Source organism: Rathayibacter sp. Leaf296 (genome assembly GCF_001423045.1).
Lineage (GTDB): Bacteria > Actinomycetota > Actinomycetes > Actinomycetales > Microbacteriaceae > Rathayibacter > Rathayibacter caricis.
On the sequence record NZ_LMNR01000001.1, the window covers coordinates 1,576,542 to 1,597,607 of the forward strand.

The window sequence follows — 21,066 nt, forward strand, 5'->3', positions numbered from 1 at the left end:
ACCGGGGACGTCCGCTCGCCGGAGGAGAATGGACGGATGCTCCTCGTCCTCGCCGGTTCCCCCTCGGGTGCCTGGTGGGCCGTCTCCGTCGCCGAGACGGGAGAGTCGTCGCCCGAGGGGAGCGGTCGCGGCGCCGGGGACCTCGCCCGGTTCGTCCGGGCGAACGAGTCCCGGCGTCCGCGCTGGGTGTGGGACGACACGTCGCGCTGGTATCCCGCGCTGCTCGATGCCGACGTCCGCGTGTCGCGGTGCCACGATCTGCGGCTCGGCCGCGCGATCCTCCGCCGCTCGGTCGCCGCAGCGGGCTCGCCGCTCGCCCGGGCTCCCCGCGACGCGTGGGACTCGGACGCCGTCGCGCCCGCCGCTGCCGACACGCTCGTCGGCTTCGAGGAGGCCGACGCCGACCCCGCCGAGCTCGACCCCGTCGTCGAGCTCGCCCGGCAGGAGGAGGCGGTCACGGCGTCCTCGCAGCCGGGCCGACTGCGCCTGCTCCTCGCGGCGGAGTCGGTCGGCGCGCTCATCGCGCGCGAGATCGCCGCCGCGGGCCTGCCCTGGCGCGCCGACGTGCACGACCGCGTGCTGACGGAGGCGCTCGGTCCGCGGCCCGTCTTCGGCGGTCGCCCCGCCCGTCTCGAGGCGCTGGCCGATCGCATCCGCTCGGCTCTGGCGGCACCCGAGCTCAACCCCGACTCGCCCGCCGACCTCATCCGCTCGCTCCGTCGCGCCGGCCTGGCCGTCGAGTCGACCCGTTCGTGGGAGCTCCAGTCCCTCGAGCACCCGGTGATCCCTCCGCTCCTGGAGTACAAGAAGCTCTCGCGGCTGCTGACCGCCAACGGCTGGGCGTGGCTCGACGCCTGGGTGCACGGCGGCCGGTTCCGGCCGGAGTACGTCGTGGGAGGCGTGGTCACCGGCCGCTGGGCGACCTCCGGCGGAGGCGCGCTGCAGCTGCCACGGCAGATCCGCACCGCCGTGGTCGCCGACGACGGCTGGAAGCTCGTCGTGGCCGACGCCGCCCAGCTGGAGCCCCGGATCCTCGCCGCACTGGCGGGGGACTCCGCCATGGCCGCAGCCGGGCGCGGGCGCGACCTCTACCAGGGCATCGTCGACGCCGGAGTCGTCCCCGACCGTCCGCGGGCCAAGGTCGCGATGCTCGGTGCGATGTACGGAGCGACCAGCGGGGAGGCGGGGAGCCTTCTGCCGCGGCTCACCCGGGCCTACCCGCGCTCCGTCGCGCACGTCGAGGCCGCCGCCCGCGCGGGGGAGCGGGGCGAGAGCGTCTCGACCTGGCTCGGCCGCAGCTCCCCTCCGGGAGCGGTCGGAGCGAACGACGAGAGTCCCGACGCGCGCAGCGCTCAGCGGGCGCGGGACTGGGGCCGCTTCACCCGGAACTTCGTCGTGCAGGGCACCGCCGCCGAGTGGGCGCTCTGCTGGATGGGCGATCTGCGCGCCCGACTGCGCGACGGCGGCCCGGGCCTGGATCGGGCGCACCTCGTGTACTTCCTGCACGACGAGGTGATCGTGCACGCACCGGCGGACGTCGCCGAGCAGGTCGCCGGGATCGTCCGGGAGTCGGCCGCTCGCGCGGGCCAAGCCCTCTTCGGCGGGGCGGACATCGACTTCCCCGTGACCGTGGCGGTGGTCGACGCCTACGACGAGGCGAAGTGAGACGCGGGATCAGTACCAGTGCGGCGAGCGGGAGTTCCACTTCGCCCAGGCGTTGCAGGGCGATCCGTACGAGCTCTTGATGTACGAGAGGCCCCAGTTCACCTGGGTCGCCGCGCTGGTCTGATAGTCGGACCCGGACGAGGCCATCTTGCTCGCCGGCAGCGCCTGCGGGATCCCGTAGGCGCCGGAGGAGCGGTTCAGGGCGTTCCAGCGCCAGCCGGACTCGCCGTTCCAGAGCGGGACGAGGCACGAGTCCATCTGGTCCTGGCCCCAGCCGTAGTTCCCGAGGACCGTCCGTGCGTACGCCTGCGCCTGCGAGGGGGACAGGCCGTCGGTGCGGCCGGCGTAGGTGCTGAGTGCCGCGATGGTCTCGGCGGAGCTGTTGCGCGCTCCGGTCGGGTCGTCGTTCCCGAGCTGCAGCGGCCCGCCGCCGGGAGCGGCAGGGGCGGGAGCAGCGACCACGGGGCGCGAGCCGGCGGACGGCGCGGTGCGGTTCGCCTCCTGCTGGGCGGCCTCCCTGGCGCGGCGCTGCTGGTCCTCGAAGACCGCCTTCTCCTGCTGCCCGGTCGCGTACTGCTCCTCGAGCGCCGCGGTCGTGTCCTTGAGCTCGGCGAGCTGGGCGTAGAGCGTCGAGCTGTACTGCTCCTGCTCGGCCACCTTCGCGTCGGCCGCCGCCTGCGCCGCCTCGGCCTCGTCGAGGGCGCGGCCGGCCGCGTCGGCGAGGGCGACCCGCTCGGACCGGGCCTTCTCGGCCTGGGCGGCGAGAGCGCCGGCCTCGTTCTCGCTCGTCTCGGCCGCCGTCTGCAGAGTGCTCGTCTGGAGCGTCAGCTGGCTCATCGTGCCGATGCGGTACAGCAGCTCGTCCGACTCCTGACCGCCGACGAGGAGGTTCAGCGTGGCGTCGGTGCCGCCGGTGCGGTAGAGCTGGGCGGCGAGCCGACCGGCCTGCTCCTTCGCGGCGTCGGCGGCGGAGCGCGCCGCATCGGCGCGGCTCTCGAGCGCGGTGACGCGCTGACCCGCTTCGTCGAGGGCGGTCCGAGCGGCGTCGGCCTCGGACGCCCGGGCGATTGCGGCGTCGGTCAGCTCAGCGGCCTGATCGCGGAGATCGGCCAGGAAGGCCGTGATCCTGTCGACCTCGGCCGCCGTCGCGCCCTCGCTGTCCTTCGCGGCCTCGACGTCGGACCACGACGGGTAGTCGGCCGGATCGTACGCGGCGGACGCGGTGAGCGGCGAGGCGAGGGACGCGCAGAGGACGAGGAGAGTCCCGGTACCCGCCGCGATCAGGCGTCGACGCGTGCGCGAGGCGACGCGGAGGCCGAGAGGGGAGCGGGACATGCACTCCAGCCTAAGCGACGGCCCCTTCGCCTGTCTCGTCCCGGGACACCGCTCTCCGGCCCCGGCGCGGACGCTCGAGGGTGAAGCCGCGCACGCCCGCCGCCGCCTCCGCTCCGGACAGCTCCTCGCGGGCCGCGTCGAGCAGGTTCCGCAGGGCGTCGTCGCGGACCCGGAGGGCGCGGGCGGCGAGGCGGCGCTGCGGGTGGTCGTCGACCGGCTCCTCGTCCTCCGGGAGAGCGACCGAGTACGCGGCCAGGACCGCGTCGAGGTCGGCCTCCTCGAGGGTCGACGCGAGCAGGATGCGGTCGAGGACGTCGTCCCAGTCCTCCTGCGCCGAGGCGCCGTCGCCTCGGAGCCACGCGGACGCCTCCGCCCGTCCGCCGTCGGTCAGTGCGTGCAGAGGGAATCCGTCCTCCGTCGCTCCGGCCGGGACGACGAGACCGCGCTCGCGCAGGCGCTCGAGCGTCGAGTAGATCTGACCCACGTTCACCCGGCGGCGGTGCGCCGCGCGATCGAGGAGCTCGGAGTGCAGCTGCAGACCGTAGGCGGGACCGAGGGTGAGGAGCGCCAGGAGACCGTCGCGGACCGACACGGGACTCCTCTCGGACGGGCCCGAGCGGGAGCAGGCACCGGACATGCCGAGTATAGGCAGGGGATCCGGACGCGCCCCGGGCGGGCGCGGCGAGCCGCCTTGTCGGCGCGGGACGGCTGATGCATACTCTGACGTGGTGGCTCGTCCACCGCACAATCGAAGAATGCACCGCTAGTCGTACGTGGTCCGGGTCGTTGGGGAAGACGCACCGGGACGAACGGAGGACAGCATGGTGGCGCAGCAGACTCGGGGTGTGCTCTTCGTGCACTCCGCCCCTCGCGCGCTCTGCCCCCACCTCGAGTGGGGAGCCGGGCGCGCCCTCGGTCGTGCCGTGAACTTCGAGTGGATCGATCAGCCGGTCCTGCGCGGAACGCAGCGCGCCGAGTTCGCGTGGGAGGGTGCCCCCGGCACCGGCGCGAGCATCGCCTCCGCTCTGCGCGGCTGGGAGGACGTCCGCTACGAGGTCACCGAGGAGCCGTCCCCCGGCGTCGACGGCGGCCGCTGGATGCACACCCCCGGCCTCGGGATCTTCTTCGCCCAGACCGACAGCGTCGGCAACACCGTCATCCCCGAGGATCGGGTCCGCTCCGCGATGGAGACCGCTGGCGCCGACCCCATCGAGCTGCACCGCGAACTCCGCCTCGCCCTCGGCCAGGCGTGGGAGGACGAACTCGAGCCGTTCCGGTACGCGAGCGACTTCGCGCCGGTGGTGTGGCTGCATCGAGTCGGCTGACGCCGACTCGATGTCGACGCCGCCCCCTGTGCGGCGTCGCGCGGTCGGCTTCGCGACGGGGTCGCGTTTCGCAGAGCGGGGTGCGATCGGCGACGGCGATCCGCTGGCACGCGGATCGCCGGATACGCCTTGCGGGGCTCGGCGATCGGGGTGCGGAGGCGAGCTCGGGATATGCGACCGGTCGGATCCGGCTCGGGGCAGCACCTTCGGCTCGTGGCAAGCGGTCGGGTTCGTTGGGATCGGGTGTTTCCGCGAGCCGAGTGCGTGATTCTGCGGGTCGGAGACGACGCCAGGAGTTCGGAGACCGCCGCGGGTTGCGGGAAAGCAGTTGAGTTCGTTCTGACCGGGTTGTCTGCTCGACGGGAGAAGCAGTGCCGGTCGGAGGTGCCTGGGGGTATCTTCCCCACGGTTCGGCTCGTCGGATCGGGTCGGGCTCGTCGGATGCCGGAGTTCCTGTGAGCCCGGCGCGGTTCTGCGAGCCCGCGGCACCATCGGCGGAATTCGGCGAGAGTGCTGGTGCCCGGCACGGCGAGCAGTGCGTCGATGCCCTCTCGGCGACCCCGGTTACTGAAGCCCGACGGAGGAGCTGTGCGTCTCCGTCTGGCAGGGCGAACGAGAAGTACTCGATGCCCGATGAGGCGAGCTGAGCGCCGATGCGCGGAAGCGTGAGCACCGCGCCGATGCCCGGTAGGGCGGGCTGTCTGCCGATGCCCGGTAGGGCGAACTGTGCGCCGATGCCCGGTAGGGCGAACTGTGTGCCGATGCCCGGCAGGGCGAGCACCGCGCCGATGCCCGGAGGGCAGCGCGCACCCCACCCGAGCGCCGCAAGGCGTATCCGAAGATCCGCGTCCCAGCGGATCTCCGTCGCCGCACCGCACCGGCCCCCGGGAACTCAGCCCCCTAGGGAGCGGACGCGCCTTCGCCGCGCTGCGCGCGGCGAAGCCCGCGTTCCGGACGGTCTACGGGGCGAAGCCCCGTCAGACCGACCGGAACGCGGCCACAGCATTGTGCCCCCCGAACCCGAAGGAGTTCGAGAGGGCGACGAGGGGGCCGTCGCCGAGGGCGCGGGGGCTGGTGACGACGTCGAGGGGGATCTGGGGGTCCTGCTCGGTGAGATTGATCGTCGGCGGGGCGGTGCGCTCGTGGAGGGCGAGGACGGTGAAGATCGCCTCGAGGGCGCCGGTGCCGCCGAGGAGGTGGCCGGTGGCGGCCTTCGTCGCCGACACGGCGATGTTCGGGAGGTGGTCGCCGAACACGCGGGCGAGGGCGCGGTACTCGGCGATGTCGCCGACCGGGGTGCTGGTCGCGTGGGCGTTGACGTGGACGACGTCGATGGGGTCGGCGCCGGCCTGCTCGAGGGCGGCGATCATCGCGCGGGCGGCGGCGGAGCCCTCGGGGTCGGGGGCGGTGATGTGGTACGAGTCGCTGGTGACCGCGCCGCCGGCGAGCTCGGCGTAGATGCGGGCGCCGCGGGCCAGTGCGTGCTCCTCGGTCTCGAGGACGAGCGAGGCGGCTCCCTCGCCCATGACGAAGCCGTCGCGGCTCACGTCGTAGGGGCGGGAGGCGGTGGCGGGATCGTCGTTGCGGCGGGAGAGGGCCTGCATGGCGGCGAAGGCGGCGAGCGGGAGCGGGTGGATGACCGACTCCGTGCCGCCGGCGATGACGACGTCGGCGAGGCCGCGCTGGAGGTGCTCGTAGGCGTTCGCGAGGGCCTCGGTGCTCGAGGCGCAGGCCGAGACGTCGGTGCGGGCGTAGGCGCGCGAGGGGATGGACATGCTGATCGCCGCGGCGGCCGCGTTGGGCATGAGCATCGGGATGGTCATGGGCAGGACGCGGCGGGGTCCGCGCTCGCGCAGGGTGTCCCATGCGTCGAGCAGCGTCCAGAGTCCGCCGATGCCGGTGGAGTAGTCGACGCCCACGCGCAGCGGATCGACGTCGGTGATGCCCGCGTCGGCCCAGGCCTCGCGAGCGGAGATGACGGCGAAACGGGCGGAGGGATCGAGCCGCTTGAACTCGGCACGGGGCAGGACGTCCTCGGGACGGACCTTGGCCTGGCCGGCGAACGTCACGGGCAGCTCGTGCTTCGCGACCCACTCGGCCTCGATGGTGCTGATGCCGGACTCCCCCGCGAGGAGGGCGTTCCACGAGTCCCGGGCGGTCCCGCCGAGGGGCGTGGTGGCTCCGATGCCGGTGACGACGATTTTCTTGGTGCTCATGACGACGATCTCTGTTCCGTGACGGGGTGGGTGCCGGGCGCACCCCGGCCGGGCGGATGCCGGGCCGGGGTGTCCGCCTCAGGGGCGCGGAAGTGCTACTCGGACGCCTTGACGATGAAGGTGACCGCGTCGCCCACCGTCTTGAGGTTCTTGACCTCGTCGTCCGGGATCTTCACGTCGAACTTCTCCTCGGCGTTGACGACGATGGTCATCATCGAGATGGAGTCGATGTCGAGGTCGTCGGTGAACGACTTGTCCATCTCGACGGAATCGGTCGCGATGCCGGTCTCGTCGTTGACCAGCTCGGCCAGGCCGGCGAGGACTTCTTCGGTGGACAGTGCCATGGTGCTCTCCTTGAGGGGTTCGGTTCGGGTTGTCGTCGAGTGACCGTGAGTCAGTTTAGGGGTGGGGCGGTGCCCCCTAAGGGAGCACCACGACCTGCGCGCCGAACACGAGTCCGGCGCCGAACCCGATCTGCAGGGCGAGTCCGCCGCTGAGCTCGGGGTGCTCCTCGAGCAGGCGGTGGGTCGCCAGCGGGATGGACGCGGCGGAGGTGTTGCCGGTCGTCTCGATGTCGCGGGCGATCATCACGGTGTCCGGCAGCTTGAGCTGCTTGGCGAACTCGTCGATGATGCGCATGTTCGCCTGGTGCGGGATGAACGCGGCGAGGTCCGAGGGCTCGACGCCCGCCTCCGCCAGCGCCTGCTTCGCGACCTTCGCCATGTCCCAGACGGCCCAGCGGAAGACGGAGGGGCCGTCCTGCCGGAGGGTGGGCCACTCGGCGCGGCCCTCGCGGTAGGCGAGCATCGGGTTGTCCATGCCGACGGTGTCCCAGCGGGAGCCGTCCGAGCCCCAGACGGTCTTCGAGATGCCGGCCGAGTCGCTCGGCCCGACGACCGCCGCTCCCGCGCCGTCGCCCAGGAGGAACGAGATGCTGCGGTCGGTGGGGCTGACCAGGTCCGAGAGCTTCTCGGCGCCGACGACGAGCACGTACTCGGCGAGGCCCGAGCGGATGAACGAGTCGGCCTGGGCGATGCCGTACGTGTATCCGGCGCAGGCGGCCGAGATGTCGTACGCCGGAGCGGGGTTCGCTCCGATGCGGTCGGCGAGCAGCGCCGCGAGCGACGGGGTCTGCACCGTGTTGCTGATGGTCGAGACGAGGACGACGCCGATCTGGTCGGGGCGGATGCCGGCCTTCTCGATCGCCTCGAGGGAGGCGGTGGTCGCGAGGTCGACCGCCTGCACGTCGGTCGAGGCGCGGCGGCGCTCGATGATGCCGGTGCGCTGGCGGATCCACTCGTCGGAGGAGTTGATCGGCTCGATCAGGTCGTCGTTCGGCACGACGCGGTCGCCGCGCGCCGCTCCGATGCCGAGGATCCTGGTGTAGGCGGTGCCGCTGGACTGGGTGAGGGAAGGGGTCGTCATGGGTCTCTCCTGCTAGGCGGCGTGCTCGTCGATGAAGGCGCGGGCGGCGTCGAGGTCGTCGGGGGTCTTGACCGCGAGGGTCGGCAGCCCCTTGAGGCCGCGCTTGGCGAGGCCCACCAGGGCGCCGGCCGGGGCGAGCTCGATGAGGCCGGTGACTCCGGCGTCGGCGAACGCCGCCATGCAGAGGTCCCAGCGCACCGGGGACGCGACCTGGCCCACGAGGAGGTCCAGGAAGGCCGGGCCGGACTCGACGACCGAGCCGTCGCGGTTGGTCCACAGCCGCAGGGTCGGGTCGGCCGGGGTGATGCCGGTGGCGATCCCGGCGAGCGAGTCGCGGGCGGGCGCCATGTAGCGGGTGTGGAACGCTCCGGCGACCTGCAGGGGGATGACGCGGGTGCCGGCGACCGGCTCGTCCTTGAGAGCCTGCAGGGCGTCGACGGCTCCGGCGACCACGATCTGCCCGCCGCCGTTGTAGTTGGCCGGCTCGAGGCCGAGCTCGTCGAGGCGGGCGAGGAGCGCCTGCTCGTCGCCGCCGAGGACGGCGCTCATCGCGGTCGGCTCCGCGGCGGCGGCCGCGGCCATGGCGCGGGCGCGCTCGCGGACGAAGACCAGGGCGTCGGCCTCGGAGAGGACTCCCGCTCCGGCGGCCGCGGTGATCTCGCCCACCGAGTGGCCGGCGATGCCGGCGATCCGGTCGCGGCGTCCGCCCTCGAGGAGGGCGGCGAGGCTGACGAGTCCGGCGGAGACGATGAGCGGCTGGGCGACGGCCGTGTCGCGGATGGCGTCCGCATCCGACTCGGTGCCGTGCGCCGCGAGGTCGATGCCGACGGCTTCGGAGTGGGCCGCCACCTGCTCGGCGACGGACGGGACGGCCAACCAGGGTGCGAGGAATCCGGGGGTCTGGGAGCCCTGACCCGGGGCGACGACGACGATCACGTGTCCAGTCTTCCGATCCGCGCCGCTGTCGGCGCCGCTTGTTCGTACGGAGAAACCACAAAGAGCTTGTGGCGGGTCTACAAGAAGCGGAGGTCAGCTGCGCGCGGGACGGCGGCGGACTGCTCCGTCGGGGTCGCTCATCGACCCGAGGATGAGCGCCGACTGCAGGATGAGCGCCTCGCGGGCTCCCGTCGCGTCCCAGCCGATCACCTCGGCGACGCGCTTGAGCCGGTAGCGGACCGTGTTGGGGTGCACGAACAGCTCCCGGGCGGTCGCCTCGAGCGAGCGCCCGTTGTCGAGGTAGGCCCACAGCGTGGTGAGCAGCTCGGTCGAGTGCTTCTGCAGGGGCTTGTAGATCTGGGTGATGAGGCTCTGCCGGGCGAGCGGATCGCCGGCGAGGGCGCGCTCGGGCAGGAGGTCGTCGGCACTGACCGGGCGCGGTGCGTTCCGCCAGGAGCGGGCGACCGCGAAGCCGGCGAGAGCGGCCCGGGCGCTGCGGGAGGCCTCGACCAGCGTCGGGACCTCGTGGCCGAGCACCAGGTGGCCGGTGCCGAAGCCGGGCTCGAGCGCCTCCGCGATCTCGAGGAACGCGACCGGGGGACCGGTCTCCTCCGTCGCGTTCTCGCTCGGCTCGGCGCGGCCGATCACCAGCACGAGCCGGCTGCCCTGCACGCCGATCAGCACATCGGCGTCCATGTGCCGGGCGGTGCGCCGCAGCTGGTCGACGTCGAGCATCTTGGGCGCCGTGCCGACCAGGACCGCGACTTCGCCGTGCCCGTGCCAGCCGAGAGCGGCGATGCGGCTGGGCAGCTCGTCGTCGGCCTCGCCCGTGAGGATCGAGTCGACGACGAGGGCCTCGAGGCGCGCGTCCCAGAGTCCGCGCGCCTCGGCGGCGCGCGCGTAGACGTCGGCCGCCGCGAACGCGACCTCGCGGGAGTAGAGGAGGATCGCCTCGCGGAGGTCCTCGCTGCCGTTGCGCACCCGGTCCTCGACCACCTCGACGGTGACCTTGATCAGCTGCAGCGTCTGGGTCAGCGACACCGAGCGCAGCAGCTCCCGAGGGGCCGCGCCGAAGACGTCGGCCGCGATCCACGGGGTCGCCTGCGGATCGTCGAACCACGAGATGAACGACGTGATGCCCGCCTGGGCGACCAGGCCCACGGCCGAGCGCCGACCCGGAGGCATCGCTCCGTACCAGGGGAGCGTGTCGTCGAGGCGCTTGATGGTCTGCGTCGCGAGTTCACCGGCGATGGTGCGCAGCCACGCGAGGGTCTGCTCCTTGGTGCGCGCAGCACCCGGCCGTGAGGCCGGGGCTGCGGGAGCAGACCCTCGCGTGGTCGACGACGACGACGCGTCGGAGGAGAGCACCGACTTGTCCGTCAGCTCTCGCCGCCCGCGTTGCCGGTGGTGCCGGCGTTCACGTCGTGCAGCCGGTACTTCTCGATCGCCTGGACCGACAGCGAGGGGTCGACCTCGCCGCGCTTGGCGAGCAGCTGCAGCGTGCGCACCACGACGGACGGGCCGTCGATCTTGAAGTGGCGACGAGCGGCCGCGCGGGTGTCCGAGAAGCCGAAGTCGTCCGCTCCGAGCGTTGCGAAGTCGCCCGGGATGAACTGGCGCAGCTGGTCGGGCACCTGGTGCGAGAAGTCCGAGACGGCGACGAAGGGGCCCTTCGCGTCGGCGAGCTTCTCGGTGACGTACGGCACTTGCTGAGCGTCCTCGGGGTGGAGGAAGTTGTGCTGCTCGGCCTTCATGCCGTCGCGGCGCAGCTCGTTCCACGAGGTGACCGACCAGACGTCGGCCGAGACGCCCCAGTCCTCCGCGAGGAGCTTCTGCGCCTCGATCGCCCACGGCACCGCGACACCGCTGGCGAGCAGCTGCGCCTTGGGGCCGTCCCACTGGCCCCAGGACACGCGGTGGATGCCGCGGACGATGCCGTCCACATCCACGTCCTCGGGCTCGGCGGGCTGCACGATCGGCTCGTTGTACACCGTGAGGTAGTACATGACGTTCGGGTCGGAGTGCTTGCCGCCGTACATCCGCTCGAGACCGGACTGCACGATGTGCGCGATCTCGTAGCCGTACGCCGGGTCGTAGCTCACGACGGCCGGGTTGGTGGCCGCGAGGATCGGGGAGTGCCCGTCCGCGTGCTGCAGGCCCTCGCCGGTCAGGGTGGTGCGGCCGGCGGTCGCTCCGATCATGAAGCCGCGGGCCATCATGTCGCCCGCCGCCCAGATCGCGTCGCCGGTGCGCTGGAACCCGAACATCGAGTAGAAGACGTAGACCGGGATGAGCGGCTCGCCCTGCGTCGAGTACGAGGTGCCGACCGCGGTGAACGCCGCCAGGGCGCCCGCCTCGTTGATGCCGACGTGCAGGATCTGACCCTGGGGGCTCTCCTTGTACGCCAGCAGCAGCTCGCGGTCGACGGAGGTGTAGTGCTGCCCGCGCGGGTTGTAGATCTTCGCGTTCGGGAAGAACGCGTCCATGCCGAAGGTGCGGGCCTCGTCCGGGATGATCGGGACGACGCGGTTGCCGAAGTCCTTCGAGCGGAGGATGTCCTTCAGGATGCGGACGAACGCCATGGTGGTGGCGATCTCCTGCGTCCCGGAGCCCTTCTTGCCGATCTTGTACGCGGAGTCGTCCGGGAGGTTGAGCTGCGTGTACTTCGAGCGGCGCTCGGGCAGGTAGCCACCGAGCGCGCGACGGCGCTCCTGCAGGTACTCGATCGCCTCGTCGTTCTGACCGGGGTGGTAGTACGGCGGGAGGTAGGGGTTCTCCTCGAGCTGCGCATCCGTGATCGGGATCCGCATGGTGTCGCGGAAGCCCTTCAGGTTGTCGAGCGTCATCTTCTTCATCTGGTGGGTCGCGTTGCGGCCCTCGAAGCTGCGGCCGAGACCGTAGCCCTTGATGGTGTGGGCGAGGATGACGGTGGGCTGGCCCTTGTGCTCCGTCGCGGCCTTCATGGCCGCGTAGATCTTGCGGTAGTCGTGGCCGCCTCGGCGAAGGCCCCAGATCTGCTCGTCGGAGTAGTCCTCGACCAGCTTCTTGGCCCGCTCGTCGCGGCCGAAGAAGTTCTCGCGGACGTAGGCGCCGTCCTCCGTCTTGTAGGTCTGGAAGTCGCCGTCGGGCGTCTTGTTCATGAGGTCGAGCAGCGCGCCCTCGGTGTCGCGGGCGAGCAGGTCGTCCCACTCGCGGCCCCAGATCAGCTTGATGACGTTCCAGCCGGCTCCGCGGAAGTACGACTCGAGCTCCTGCACGATCTTGCCGTTGCCGCGGACGGGTCCGTCGAGGCGCTGGAGGTTGCAGTTGACGATGAAGTTCAGGTTGTCGAGGCCGTCGTTCGCGGCGACCTGGAGCTGACCGCGCGACTCGACCTCGTCCATCTCGCCGTCGCCGAGGAACGCCCAGACCTGCTGGTCGGAGGCGTCCTTGATGCCGCGGTTGGTGAGGTACTTGTTGGCCTGGGCCTGGTAGATCGCGTTGATCGGCCCGAGGCCCATCGACACGGTCGGGAACTGCCAGAACTCCGGCATGAGGCGCGGGTGCGGGTAGCTCGAGAGCCCTCCGCCGCTGTGCGAGCGCTCCTGGCGGAAGCCGTCGAGCTGGTGCTCGGTCAGGCGTCCCTCGAGGTAGGCGCGGGCGTAGGGACCGGGCGAGGCGTGACCCTGGATGAAGACCTGGTCGCCTCCTCCGGGGTGGTCCTGGCCGCGGAAGAAGTGGTTGAAGCCGACCTCGTAGAGCGACGCGCTCGACGCGTACGTCGAGATGTGGCCGCCGACGCCGATGCCGGGACGCTGCGCGCGGTGCACGAGGATCGCGGCGTTCCACCGGATCCAGGCGCGGTAGCGGCGCTCGACGTCCTCGTCACCGGGGAACTCGGGCTCGTTCTCGGGCGCGATGGTGTTGATGTAGTCCGTGGTCGGCACCATCGGCACACCGAGGTGCAGCTCCTTGGAGCGCTTGAGGAGACTGAGCACGACGTCGCGTCCGCGACCCGCACCCCGCTCCTGCACGAGCGCGTCCAGCGACTCGTTCCACTCCGACGTTTCCTCGGGGTCCGAGTCCACGTGACCGACGGAATACGGGTCCTGATCGTTAACAGTCACCCTCGACCTCTCTCTGGGGGCAGATCGTGCCCGAGACATCATTCTCATGAAGCGGTGCGGATCCACGCGCGGGTGCTACGGATGACGAGCTGCGCGCAGGCACCTGGGCAAGCCTAGCGATTCCCGCCTACTGTGGCGATCCACGACGGAAGCGTTCAGCGGTCTGTGGGGTTCCACCATCGGGAGGGCCCTCCGCGGCCATCGGGGGAGCCGGCTCCGGTCCCCGGTTCGCCGATCCCCCTTGGTGGGGGCTCGAAGCGGGTCTAGCATTGCCCCTCGTGCTCGCGCGAATCTCGTGCGCACGGAAGGACATCGGACCGATGGCTCTCGAGAAGCTGACGCTCGCTCCCGACTTCGAACTCGCCAACCAGTACGGCGAGCGGATCCAGCTCGGCGACTTCCACGGGCGGCGCAACGTCGCCCTCGTCTTCTTCCCCCTGGCCTTCTCGGGCACCTGCACGGGGGAGTTCTGCGCTCTGCGCGAGAATCTGTCGCTCTTCGAGCACGCGGACGTCGAGGTGATCGGCATCTCGGTCGACTCCAAGCACACGCTGCGCGCCTGGGGCGAGAAGCAGGGCTACGAGTTCACGCTGCTGTCGGACTTCTGGCCGCACGGCGACGTGGCGAAGCAGTACGGCGTCTTCGTCGAGAGCAAGGGCTACGCGACGCGCGCGACCTTCCTCATCGACCGGGAGGGCGTCATCCGCGACACCTTCATCACCGAGCCCGGGGAGCCGCGCTCGATCGACGCGTACCGCGCCGCGATCGAGGCGCTCCAGCCGGCGCACGCCTGACGCTCCTCGCGAGATGCCACTTCGGTACGGCTCCTGCAGCGTGTCGCGCACCGGAGTGGCATCTCGCGGAGGCGCAGCCCGAGTGTTCGGGTTGCGGGTCAGTTCAGGATGTTGACCGCGCGGGCGATGACCAGCGCGAGCAGGACGAATCCGGTGACGCCCTCGACGGCCATCAGGAGCTTCGCCCGGCTCGAGAGCGGCATGGTGTCGGTCGGGCTGAACGCCATGGTGTTCGTCGTCGAGACGTAGAGGTAGTCGACGAAGCCGGGCCGCCAGTCGGCGCGCTCGGAGGAGGTCGCCGAGACCTCCCGCACGGTGTCCCGGTAGCCGTCCTGCGGGAACGCGAAGTCCGCGGCGGGCAGCTCGTTCCGCGTGAGTGTTCCGCGGGCGACGGGGCCACCTCGGTCGAGCTCCCAGTAGAGCAGCGCGTAGGCGACCACGTTCGTCACCCAGACCTGCAGAGCGGTGAGCAGCAGGAGCGGCCCGTCCGTCGATCCGTCGACCAGCGCCAGGACCAGGGCGACGACGTTCACCTGGTTGGCGACGGCGAGGACGACGGCCAGCGAGATCGAGACGACGCGCGACCACTTCGTCTCGGTGTCGAGGCGGCGCGGGTTGACGACGAACAGCGGGACCAGGAGGGCGAGGGTGAGCGCCGCCGCGGCCAGCCTGACCGCCGACGTGCGGTCGTCGTGGCCGACGACGTTGAGAGCGACGGCGACGAGGATGGCGGCGGAGGCGGGCCAGCGGCTCTCGGCGCGCCGCCTCGCCCGGTCGCCGGGTGCGTCGGTCATGTGCCGAGGCTAGCGGCGCCCGACGGCCGGGGACGCGGGAGAGGGTGTCGTACGATGGGGACGCTCGTCGGCGGCCAGGCCGCGACGGGGGCCTTTAGCTCAGTTGGTAGAGCGCCACGTTTACACCGTGGATGTCATCGGTTCGAGCCCGGTAGGGCCCACTCCGGAATCGTGCTCGGCAGGCCCGGCGGATCCGTTCTCAGCGCGTCTGACGGCGCTTGTAGGGCTTGGGCTGGCCCTTGACGATCGGGGCGCGGCCGGTGCCCTTCGAGGCCTTCGCCTTGCCGCCGGCGGGGGGAGCCGCCTCGGGCTCGTCGCCCAGGGCCGCGAGCTCCGCGCGGGCGGAGGCGAGCCGTTCGCGGCCCGCCGCGGTGAGCACCGTGCGGGACGCGCCGGGCTCGAAGAGCGGGCGCCCGAGGTCGAACTCGACGGCGGCGACGGAGGAGTCGAGCTTCTTCCGCGAGATGCCGAGCTTCTCGGCGGCGCGCACGAAGTGCAGCTCCTCGGCGACCGCCACGAAGTGACGCAGCTGGCTGATCTTCATCCGGAACCCTTCGCGGCCGCGGACACGGCCTCCTGAACCCTACGCGGTCGGGGGAGGAGGCGCCGACCCGTCGATCGCCGCCGATCCCTCCGCCCGATGTTGCGTGAGAGCGCTCTCGCCCCTAGCCTGCGCTGGTGGGCGGAACCCGAAGCCGCCCGCGGAGGAGGCCGACGTGGGCGCGCTCGTCTACAGCGGGATCGCCTCGGTCGACGGGTACACCCAGGACGAGGCCGGCGGCTTCACCTGGGCGGAGCCGCGTCCCGAGGTGCACCGCTTCATCAACCAGACCGAGGCGGAGGTGCGCACCTACCTCTACGGCCGGCGGATGTACGAGACCATGAGCGGCTGGGGCCCGGGATACGCACTCGCCGATCAGTTCGCCTTCATCCGCGACTTCCAGGAGATGTGGCGGGCGGCGGACAAGGTCGTCTACTCGCGGACCCTGAACGACGTCCGGACCGAGCGCACCCGGCTCGAGCGGCGCTTCGACCCCGAGGCGGTGCGGGAGCAGGTGGACGCGCTCGACCACGACGCCTCGATCGGAGGGGCCGACCTCGCCGCTCAGGCTCTGCGCGCGGGCATCGTGGACGAGATCCGCTGGTACGTGGTGCCCGTCGCGGTCGGAGGCGGGTCGCGGTTCCTGCCGTCCGGGTTCCGCACGGCGCTCGAGCTGCGCGAGCAGCGGCGCTTCAGCGACGGGACGCTCTTCCTCCGCTACGGCGTCGTGCGCTGAGGACGCGTCAGGCGCCGACGAGCTCGGCGATCCTGCTCGCGATCCGGGCACCCTGGGCGCGACCGGCGTCGGCCGAGGCGGCGCGCACCGCGGGGTCGAGCGAGTTGGGTCCGAAGGCCCGGATCGACGCGCCGTCGGCGTAGACGACCTCGACCCGCGAGGATGCGAGGGCGTCCAGTTCCGCTGTGGGCAGGGTGCCCGCTCCGGGTACGCCGACGCCGGGCAGCGGAGTGACGACGAGGACCCAGTCGGCTCCGGCGGCCAGGTCGGCGTTGCTCCCCGAGCGCACGCCTCCGTCCATGTAGCGCACGCCGTCGATCGTGACCGGCGGCCAGACGCCGGGGACGGCGCAGCTCGCGGCGATGGCGTCGACCAGCGGGACGCCGCTCGTGCGGTCGAAGACGACCAGGGCGCCGGTGGCGGTGTCGACGGCGGTGATCAGGAGGCGCCGATCGGGCCAGTCCGCGTCGGCGACGCGAGCGGCGATGACGTCCCGTCGCGACTCCTCCGACAGGGTCGACGTCGACAGGGCGAGCACGCCGATGCGACGACGGGCGTCCTCGGGCGAGGTCGCGCCCTCGATCGCGGCGGCGAAGCTCGCCTGCAGGGCCTCGGAGTCGATGACGGCGCCGATCTCGGCCGACTCCTCGCGCAGCTGCGACGCGTAGGCCTCGTCGAGGCCGACGGAGGTGCTCAGCTGGGCCGCGACGGCGGAACCCGCGGACGTGCCGAGGAACGTGGTCGAGGGGTCGAGCAGGAGACGGGCCGCCTCGGGGGACGCGTCGGCGATGCCGCGCACGACGCCGAGCTCCCAGGCGATACCGGCCAGTCCGCCTCCGGCGAGGACGAGGGCACCAGGCATGGACGAGTTCCTTCCGCAGGGGGTCCGCGCCTGTGGTCCGGACGCGGTTCCTCCCACGCTGGCACACGGTCCTGGGCGTCGGCTCCCTCTGCCGGGGGGAGCGCTCAGGAGCGCTTGCGCTCGCGCACGATCGTCCAGACGTTCTGCCCGTCGACGCGGCGGTGCTCGAAGCTGGTCACGAGGGCCTGGATGAACGGGATGCCGCGGCCGGCCTCCTCCCATTCGTCGGGCATGTCGCGGCGCTCGGCCACGTCGATGTCGGCCGCCTCGCCCGAGTCGCTCAGAACGGCGCGCATCTCGAGGTCGTCGACGCGGATCTCGACGCGGCAGACGACGGGCCGGGAGGAGCGCGCGTGCTGGACGACGTTCGACGTCACCTCGACGAGGGCGGTGGTGAAGGACATGCGGTCCCACGAGCCCAGTCCCGGGCTCTCGGCCCAGAGCTCGTCGAGCGCCTCGTGGATCGCGGTCATGCCGTCGTCAGGGGGCGTGTGCAGGACGAAGGAGCGCTCAGGCACGGCGCGCACCGCCGGCACCGCGGACGGCGTCCGCTCCGATGCGGGTGCGATGCTGCATGAGTCCTCCTGCGAGCGCGCGCGCCCTGCGGCCCGAGCGGCGGATCCGCGGGGGCGGTCCTGGACGGGCGGTCGTGCGACTCCGGTTCCGGCGCTCGTCGCCCGGGAAGTCGATCCGGGACGACGGTACAAGCAATCGGCCCGATCGGGCGACGGCGGGCCGCGCGGGAGACACCACGACTCAGCCGCGGGAGGCGGCGATCGCGTCGGCGGCCAGGCGGGCGGAGGTCTCGCGGTCGCGGAGCCAGAGGGGCACCGAGCGCGTCCGCAGCCCGGCGGCCTCGAGCGCGGGGACGGCCGCGGCGTCCTCCTCGCCGACCAGCCACGCGTCGAGCAGCCCGCCCGAGGAGCGGGAACCGTAGTGGAGGCCGACAGCCTCGGCCGAGGTCTCGACGCCGATGGCGGCGAGGCAGACGTCGGCCATGCCGCGCACGACGGCTCCGCCTATCACAGGGGAGACTCCGACGACCGGCGCCGACGTCGTGCGCAGGGCGTCGGCGAGACCGGGCACGCCGAGGATCGTGCCGATCGACACGACGGGGTTCGACGGTGCGACGAGCACCGCATCCGTGTCGGCGATCGCCTCGAGGACGCCGGGAGCGGGACGCGCGGTCTCGGCCCCCTTCTGCACGAAGCGGCGAGCGGGCACGGAGGCGCGCAGCCGCACCCACCACTCCTCGAAGTGCAGCAGCCGCACGCCCTCACCGGGGATCTCGACCTCGACGTTCGTCTCGACGTCGTCGTCGGACATGGGCAGCAGGCGGACGCCGAGCGGCCAGCGCGCGGTGATCCGCTCCGTCGCCTCCGACAGGGTGAGACCGTCGCGCAGCATCGAGGTGCGGGCGATGTGCGTGCCGAGGTCGAGGTCTCCGAGGGTGAACCAGGGCCAGCCGACGCCGAACGCGGTGAGCTCGGCCGAGACCCGCTCCGACTCGCCGGCCCGGCCCCAGCCGCGCTCGGTGTCGTTCACTCCGCCCAGGGCGTAGGTGAGGGAGTCGAGGTCGGGGCAGACCTTGAGACCGGTGAGCCACATGTCGTCGCCCGTGTTCGCGACCACCGTGATCTCGGACGGGCCGCCGCCCGCGGCCTCGAGGTCGCGGAGGTGCTCCCGCACGGCCGAGGTGAAGCGGGCTCCTCCGACGCCGCCGGCGAGGATCGTGATGCGCATCCGCTCACGGTACCGCGCTCGTCGAGCGGCGACGGAATCGGTGGAGCCGATCCCTTAATCCCACGGATTCCCACTCGAAACACGCGGGAAACGTCGGAGGACGACGATGAACCCCTGTCCACGGAGTCGGGCGGGTCGTTGCCTTCGGGCGCTCGGCCCACCACAGTGGGACCACGGTCCCCCGACTCCGCATCCGCACGGTGCCGAGGCACCCGAGGAGTTCCGCCGTCGAAGCCCCGCTGGCGGATGACCCCACTGTCATGGAGGTACCGATGACCATCGTCCGCGCAGCGATCACGCAGACCACCTGGACCGGCGACAAGGAGTCGATGCTCGACAAGCACGAGCAGATGGCCCGGGACGCCGCCGCCGACGGCGCTCAGATCGTCTGCTTCCAGGAGCTGTTCTACGGTCCGTACTTCGGCATCACGCAGGACAAGAAGTACTACCGCTACGCCGAGCCGGCCGACGGGCCGATCGTGCAGCGCTTCGCGGCGCTGGCGAAGGAGCTCGGGGTGGTGATGATCCTCCCGATCTACGAGGAGGAGCAGACCGGCGTCTACTACAACACCGCCGTGGTGGTCGACGCCGACGGCACGATCCTCGGGAAGTACCGCAAGCACCACATCCCGCACCTGGACCGGTTCTGGGAGAAGTTCTACTTCCGCCCGGGCAACCTCGGCTATCCCGTCTTCGACACCGCCGTCGGCAAGGTGGGCGTGCACATCTGCTACGACCGGCACTTCCCGGAGGGCTGGCGCGAGCTGGGTCTGAACGGGGCCCACATGGTCTTCAACCCGAACGCGACCAAGCCGGGGCTCTCGAACCGCCTGTGGGAGGTCGAGGGACCGGCCGCCGCCGTGGCGAACGGGTACTTCGTGCTGCAGCCCAACCGGGTGGGCCGCGAGGACAACGAGTACGGCGACCTCGCCGTCGACTTCTACGGCACGAGCCAGGTCATCGATCCGCGCGGCGAGTTCGTCGGCGAGCGCGGCTCGGGGGACAGCGAGGAGATCCTCCTCCGCGACCTCGATCTCGACATGGTGCAGCAGATGCGCGACGACTGGCAGTTCTACCGCGACCGCCGGCCGGAGTCGTACACCAGCATCCCGAAGCCGTGACCGCCCGAACCACCCAGGAGCGACGATGAAGACCCTCATCACCAACGGCACGGTCGTGAATGCGACCGGCACCGGCACGGCCGACGTGCTGATCGACGGAGAGACGATCGCGGCGGTCCTCGCGCCGGGCTCGACGCTGCTCGGCTTCGATCTCGCGGCGAACGTCGATCGTGTGGTCGACGCGACCGGGAAGTACGTGATCCCCGGCGGGATCGACGCGCACACGCACATGGAGATGCCGTTCGGCGGCACCTTCGCGTCGGACACGTTCGAGACGGGGACCCGGGCTGCGGCCTGGGGCGGCACCACGTCGATCGTGGACTTCGTCGTCCAGTACCCCGGGGAGAGCGTCGTCGACCGGTATCAGGCGTGGCAGGCGAAGGCGGCGGGCGAGTGCGCCATTGACTACGGCTTCCACCAAATCCTCTCGGACGTGCAGGACTCGTCACTCGTCGCGATGGACGAGCTGATGGACGAGGGCGTGACGAGTTTCAAGCTGTTCATGGCCTACAAGGGCGTGTTCCTCTCGGATGACGGGCAGATCCTCCGCGCGTTCCAGAAGGGCGCGTCGAACGGGGCGATGATGATGATGCACGCCGAGAACGGCGCGATCATCGACGAGCTCGTGAAGCAGTCGCTCGCCGCCGGGAACACGTCTCCCTACTTCCACGGCACGTCGCGTCCGTGGCAGGCGGAGGAGGAGGCCACGCACCGGGCGATCATGATCGCCGACCTCACCGGTGCGCCGTTGTACGTGGTGCACGTGTCGGCGAAGCAGGCGGTGGAGCAGATCGCGCAGGCCCGCGACCGCGGCATGAACGTGTTCGGCGAGACCTGCCCGCAGTACCTCTACCTCTCGCTCGAGGAGCAGCTCGGCGCTCCCGGGTTCGAGGGCGCGAAGTGGGTGTGCTCCACGCCGCTGCGGTCGAAGGCGGAGGGGCACCAGCACCACATGTGGCAGTCGCTGCGCACGAACGACATCCAGATGGTGTCCACCGACCACTGCCCGTTCTGCATGAAGGGGCAGAAGGACATGGGCGTCGGGGACTTCTCGAAGATCCCCAACGGCATCGGCTCCGTCGAGCACCGGATGGACCTGATGTACCAGGGCGTGGTGTCCGGGCAGATCTCGCTGCCGCGCTGGGTGGAGCTGACCTCGACCACCCCGGCGCGGATGTTCGGGATGTACGGGAAGAAGGGCGTGATCCAGCCCGGTGCCGACGGCGACGTGGTCGTCTACGACCCGAACGGCCACACCTCGATCGGCATCGGCGAGGGGCGCAGCCACCACATGAACATGGACTACTCCGCATGGGAGGGGTTCGAGATCGACGGGCACGTCGACACCGTGATCTCCCGCGGCAAGGTCGTCGTCGACGACGGGCAGTACGTCGGCTCCAAGGGCGACGGCAAGTACATCAAGCGGGGGCTGAGTCAGTACTTGATCTGAGCTCCGATCGATCCGTC

19 protein-coding genes and 1 tRNA gene are annotated in these 21,066 nt (G+C 71.5%); 7 read left to right on the plus strand and 13 right to left on the minus strand.

From position 1 onward, the window contains the following. The first annotated feature begins 36 nt into the window (after positions 1 to 36). Positions 37 to 1,665 carry a bifunctional 3'-5' exonuclease/DNA polymerase gene (locus tag ASF46_RS07300; RefSeq protein WP_082485299.1) on the plus strand — a complete coding sequence of 543 codons (1,629 nt, stop codon included), beginning with the start codon at positions 37 to 39 and terminating at the stop codon, positions 1,663 to 1,665. A 9-nt stretch (positions 1,666 to 1,674) separates the two neighbouring features. On the opposite strand, the gene ASF46_RS07305 is transcribed toward ASF46_RS07300, so the two are convergent. After that, complete coding sequence (locus ASF46_RS07305) at positions 1,675 to 3,000, minus strand: coiled-coil domain-containing protein (protein WP_056866950.1); 1,326 nt, start codon at positions 2,998 to 3,000, stop codon at positions 1,675 to 1,677. Between the two features lie 10 nt (positions 3,001 to 3,010). Then, positions 3,011 to 3,592: a PadR family transcriptional regulator gene (locus tag ASF46_RS07310; protein ID WP_056866951.1), complete on the minus strand. Its 582-nt coding sequence runs from the start codon at positions 3,590 to 3,592 to the stop codon at positions 3,011 to 3,013. Between the two features lie 229 nt (positions 3,593 to 3,821). On the opposite strand from ASF46_RS07310, the gene ASF46_RS07315 reads away from it, so the two are divergent. Further along, on the plus strand, positions 3,822 to 4,325 hold the full coding sequence (locus ASF46_RS07315; protein WP_056866952.1) for a DUF3145 domain-containing protein: 504 nt from the start codon (positions 3,822 to 3,824) through the stop codon (positions 4,323 to 4,325). A 977-nt stretch (positions 4,326 to 5,302) separates the two neighbouring features. On the opposite strand, the gene ASF46_RS07320 is transcribed toward ASF46_RS07315, so the two are convergent. From ASF46_RS07320 to aceE, 6 genes are all read right to left on the minus strand, one after another. Then, positions 5,303 to 6,541 (minus strand): beta-ketoacyl-[acyl-carrier-protein] synthase family protein, encoded by a 1,239-nt coding sequence (locus ASF46_RS07320; protein WP_056866953.1) that lies wholly within the window; start codon positions 6,539 to 6,541, stop codon positions 5,303 to 5,305. Positions 6,542 to 6,636: 95 nt separating this feature from the next. Next, complete coding sequence (locus tag ASF46_RS07325) at positions 6,637 to 6,885, minus strand: acyl carrier protein (protein WP_055792757.1); 249 nt, start codon at positions 6,883 to 6,885, stop codon at positions 6,637 to 6,639. Between the two features lie 76 nt (positions 6,886 to 6,961). Continuing rightward, a complete protein-coding gene (locus ASF46_RS07330; protein ID WP_056866954.1) occupies positions 6,962 to 7,966 on the minus strand; it encodes a beta-ketoacyl-ACP synthase III in 1,005 nt (334 codons plus the stop codon). Positions 7,967 to 7,978: 12 nt separating this feature from the next. Then, complete coding sequence (locus tag ASF46_RS07335; RefSeq protein WP_056866955.1) at positions 7,979 to 8,902, minus strand: ACP S-malonyltransferase; 924 nt, start codon at positions 8,900 to 8,902, stop codon at positions 7,979 to 7,981. 93 nt (positions 8,903 to 8,995) lie between these two features. Next, positions 8,996 to 10,162, minus strand: coding sequence for a PucR family transcriptional regulator (locus ASF46_RS07340; RefSeq protein WP_055793208.1), 1,167 nt, complete (start codon positions 10,160 to 10,162; stop codon positions 8,996 to 8,998). A 119-nt stretch (positions 10,163 to 10,281) separates the two neighbouring features. After that, positions 10,282 to 13,008 (minus strand): pyruvate dehydrogenase (acetyl-transferring), homodimeric type, encoded by a 2,727-nt coding sequence (gene aceE / locus ASF46_RS07345; RefSeq protein ID WP_055792750.1) that lies wholly within the window; start codon positions 13,006 to 13,008, stop codon positions 10,282 to 10,284. Positions 13,009 to 13,328: 320 nt separating this feature from the next. Between aceE and ASF46_RS07350 the strand changes: the two genes are divergently transcribed. After that, a complete protein-coding gene (locus tag ASF46_RS07350) occupies positions 13,329 to 13,802 on the plus strand; it encodes a peroxiredoxin (protein WP_056866956.1) in 474 nt (157 codons plus the stop codon). Between the two features lie 98 nt (positions 13,803 to 13,900). Here ASF46_RS07350 and ASF46_RS07355 read toward each other — a convergent pair whose 3' ends face one another. Further along, positions 13,901 to 14,596 (minus strand): DUF1345 domain-containing protein, encoded by a 696-nt coding sequence (locus ASF46_RS07355; protein WP_056866957.1) that lies wholly within the window; start codon positions 14,594 to 14,596, stop codon positions 13,901 to 13,903. 88 nt (positions 14,597 to 14,684) lie between these two features. On the opposite strand from ASF46_RS07355, the gene ASF46_RS07360 reads away from it, so the two are divergent. Next, positions 14,685 to 14,757, plus strand: a tRNA-Val gene (locus tag ASF46_RS07360). A 38-nt stretch (positions 14,758 to 14,795) separates the two neighbouring features. On the opposite strand, the gene ASF46_RS07365 is transcribed toward ASF46_RS07360, so the two are convergent. After that, the gene (locus ASF46_RS07365) at positions 14,796 to 15,140 is read right to left on the minus strand and encodes a helix-turn-helix domain-containing protein (RefSeq protein ID WP_055792740.1); all 345 of its coding nucleotides are present in this window, start codon (positions 15,138 to 15,140) and stop codon (positions 14,796 to 14,798) included. Positions 15,141 to 15,312: 172 nt separating this feature from the next. Between ASF46_RS07365 and ASF46_RS07370 the strand changes: the two genes are divergently transcribed. Beyond that, positions 15,313 to 15,873, plus strand: a complete 561-nt coding sequence (locus ASF46_RS07370; protein WP_056866958.1) for a dihydrofolate reductase family protein — start codon at positions 15,313 to 15,315, stop codon at positions 15,871 to 15,873. Positions 15,874 to 15,880: 7 nt separating this feature from the next. Here the strand turns inward: ASF46_RS07370 and ASF46_RS07375 are convergent, their stop codons facing one another. From ASF46_RS07375 to cofD, 3 genes are all read right to left on the minus strand, one after another. After that, on the minus strand, positions 15,881 to 16,735 hold the full coding sequence (locus ASF46_RS07375) for a patatin-like phospholipase family protein (RefSeq protein WP_056866959.1): 855 nt from the start codon (positions 16,733 to 16,735) through the stop codon (positions 15,881 to 15,883). A gap of 104 nt (positions 16,736 to 16,839) precedes the next feature. Next, entirely contained in the window at positions 16,840 to 17,253 is a 414-nt protein-coding gene (locus tag ASF46_RS07380) for an ATP-binding protein (protein WP_157602302.1), read from the minus strand. A gap of 238 nt (positions 17,254 to 17,491) precedes the next feature. Then, positions 17,492 to 18,478 carry a 2-phospho-L-lactate transferase gene (cofD, locus tag ASF46_RS07385; protein WP_056866961.1) on the minus strand — a complete coding sequence of 329 codons (987 nt, stop codon included), beginning with the start codon at positions 18,476 to 18,478 and terminating at the stop codon, positions 17,492 to 17,494. A 272-nt stretch (positions 18,479 to 18,750) separates the two neighbouring features. On the opposite strand from cofD, the gene ASF46_RS07390 reads away from it, so the two are divergent. Both ASF46_RS07390 and hydA read left to right on the plus strand, forming a co-directional pair. Beyond that, positions 18,751 to 19,599: a nitrilase-related carbon-nitrogen hydrolase gene (locus tag ASF46_RS07390; RefSeq protein WP_056866962.1), complete on the plus strand. Its 849-nt coding sequence runs from the start codon at positions 18,751 to 18,753 to the stop codon at positions 19,597 to 19,599. A 25-nt stretch (positions 19,600 to 19,624) separates the two neighbouring features. Next, entirely contained in the window at positions 19,625 to 21,049 is a 1,425-nt protein-coding gene (gene hydA, locus ASF46_RS07395) for a dihydropyrimidinase (RefSeq protein ID WP_056866963.1), read from the plus strand. Positions 21,050 to 21,066: the final 17 nt, after the last annotated feature.

Excerpts from the sequence above, each read along its gene's own strand:
- ASF46_RS07300 (WP_082485299.1), top strand. The coding sequence starts at position 37 with ATGCTCCTCGTCCTCGCCGGTTCCCCCTCGGGTGCCTGGTGGGCCGTC.
- ASF46_RS07305 (WP_056866950.1), bottom strand. The coding sequence starts at position 3,000 with ATGTCCCGCTCCCCTCTCGGCCTCCGCGTCGCCTCGCGCACGCGTCGA.
- ASF46_RS07315 (WP_056866952.1), top strand. The coding sequence starts at position 3,822 with ATGGTGGCGCAGCAGACTCGGGGTGTGCTCTTCGTGCACTCCGCCCCT.
- ASF46_RS07320 (WP_056866953.1), bottom strand. The coding sequence starts at position 6,541 with ATGAGCACCAAGAAAATCGTCGTCACCGGCATCGGAGCCACCACGCCC.
- ASF46_RS07325 (WP_055792757.1), bottom strand. The coding sequence starts at position 6,885 with ATGGCACTGTCCACCGAAGAAGTCCTCGCCGGCCTGGCCGAGCTGGTC.
- ASF46_RS07330 (WP_056866954.1), bottom strand. The coding sequence starts at position 7,966 with ATGACGACCCCTTCCCTCACCCAGTCCAGCGGCACCGCCTACACCAGG.
- ASF46_RS07350 (WP_056866956.1), top strand. The coding sequence starts at position 13,329 with ATGGCTCTCGAGAAGCTGACGCTCGCTCCCGACTTCGAACTCGCCAAC.
- ASF46_RS07355 (WP_056866957.1), bottom strand. The coding sequence starts at position 14,596 with ATGACCGACGCACCCGGCGACCGGGCGAGGCGGCGCGCCGAGAGCCGC.
- ASF46_RS07365 (WP_055792740.1), bottom strand. The coding sequence starts at position 15,140 with ATGAAGATCAGCCAGCTGCGTCACTTCGTGGCGGTCGCCGAGGAGCTG.
- ASF46_RS07375 (WP_056866959.1), bottom strand. The coding sequence starts at position 16,735 with ATGCCTGGTGCCCTCGTCCTCGCCGGAGGCGGACTGGCCGGTATCGCC.
- cofD (WP_056866961.1), bottom strand. The coding sequence starts at position 18,478 with ATGCGCATCACGATCCTCGCCGGCGGCGTCGGAGGAGCCCGCTTCACC.
- ASF46_RS07390 (WP_056866962.1), top strand. The coding sequence starts at position 18,751 with ATGACCATCGTCCGCGCAGCGATCACGCAGACCACCTGGACCGGCGAC.
- hydA (WP_056866963.1), top strand. The coding sequence starts at position 19,625 with ATGAAGACCCTCATCACCAACGGCACGGTCGTGAATGCGACCGGCACC.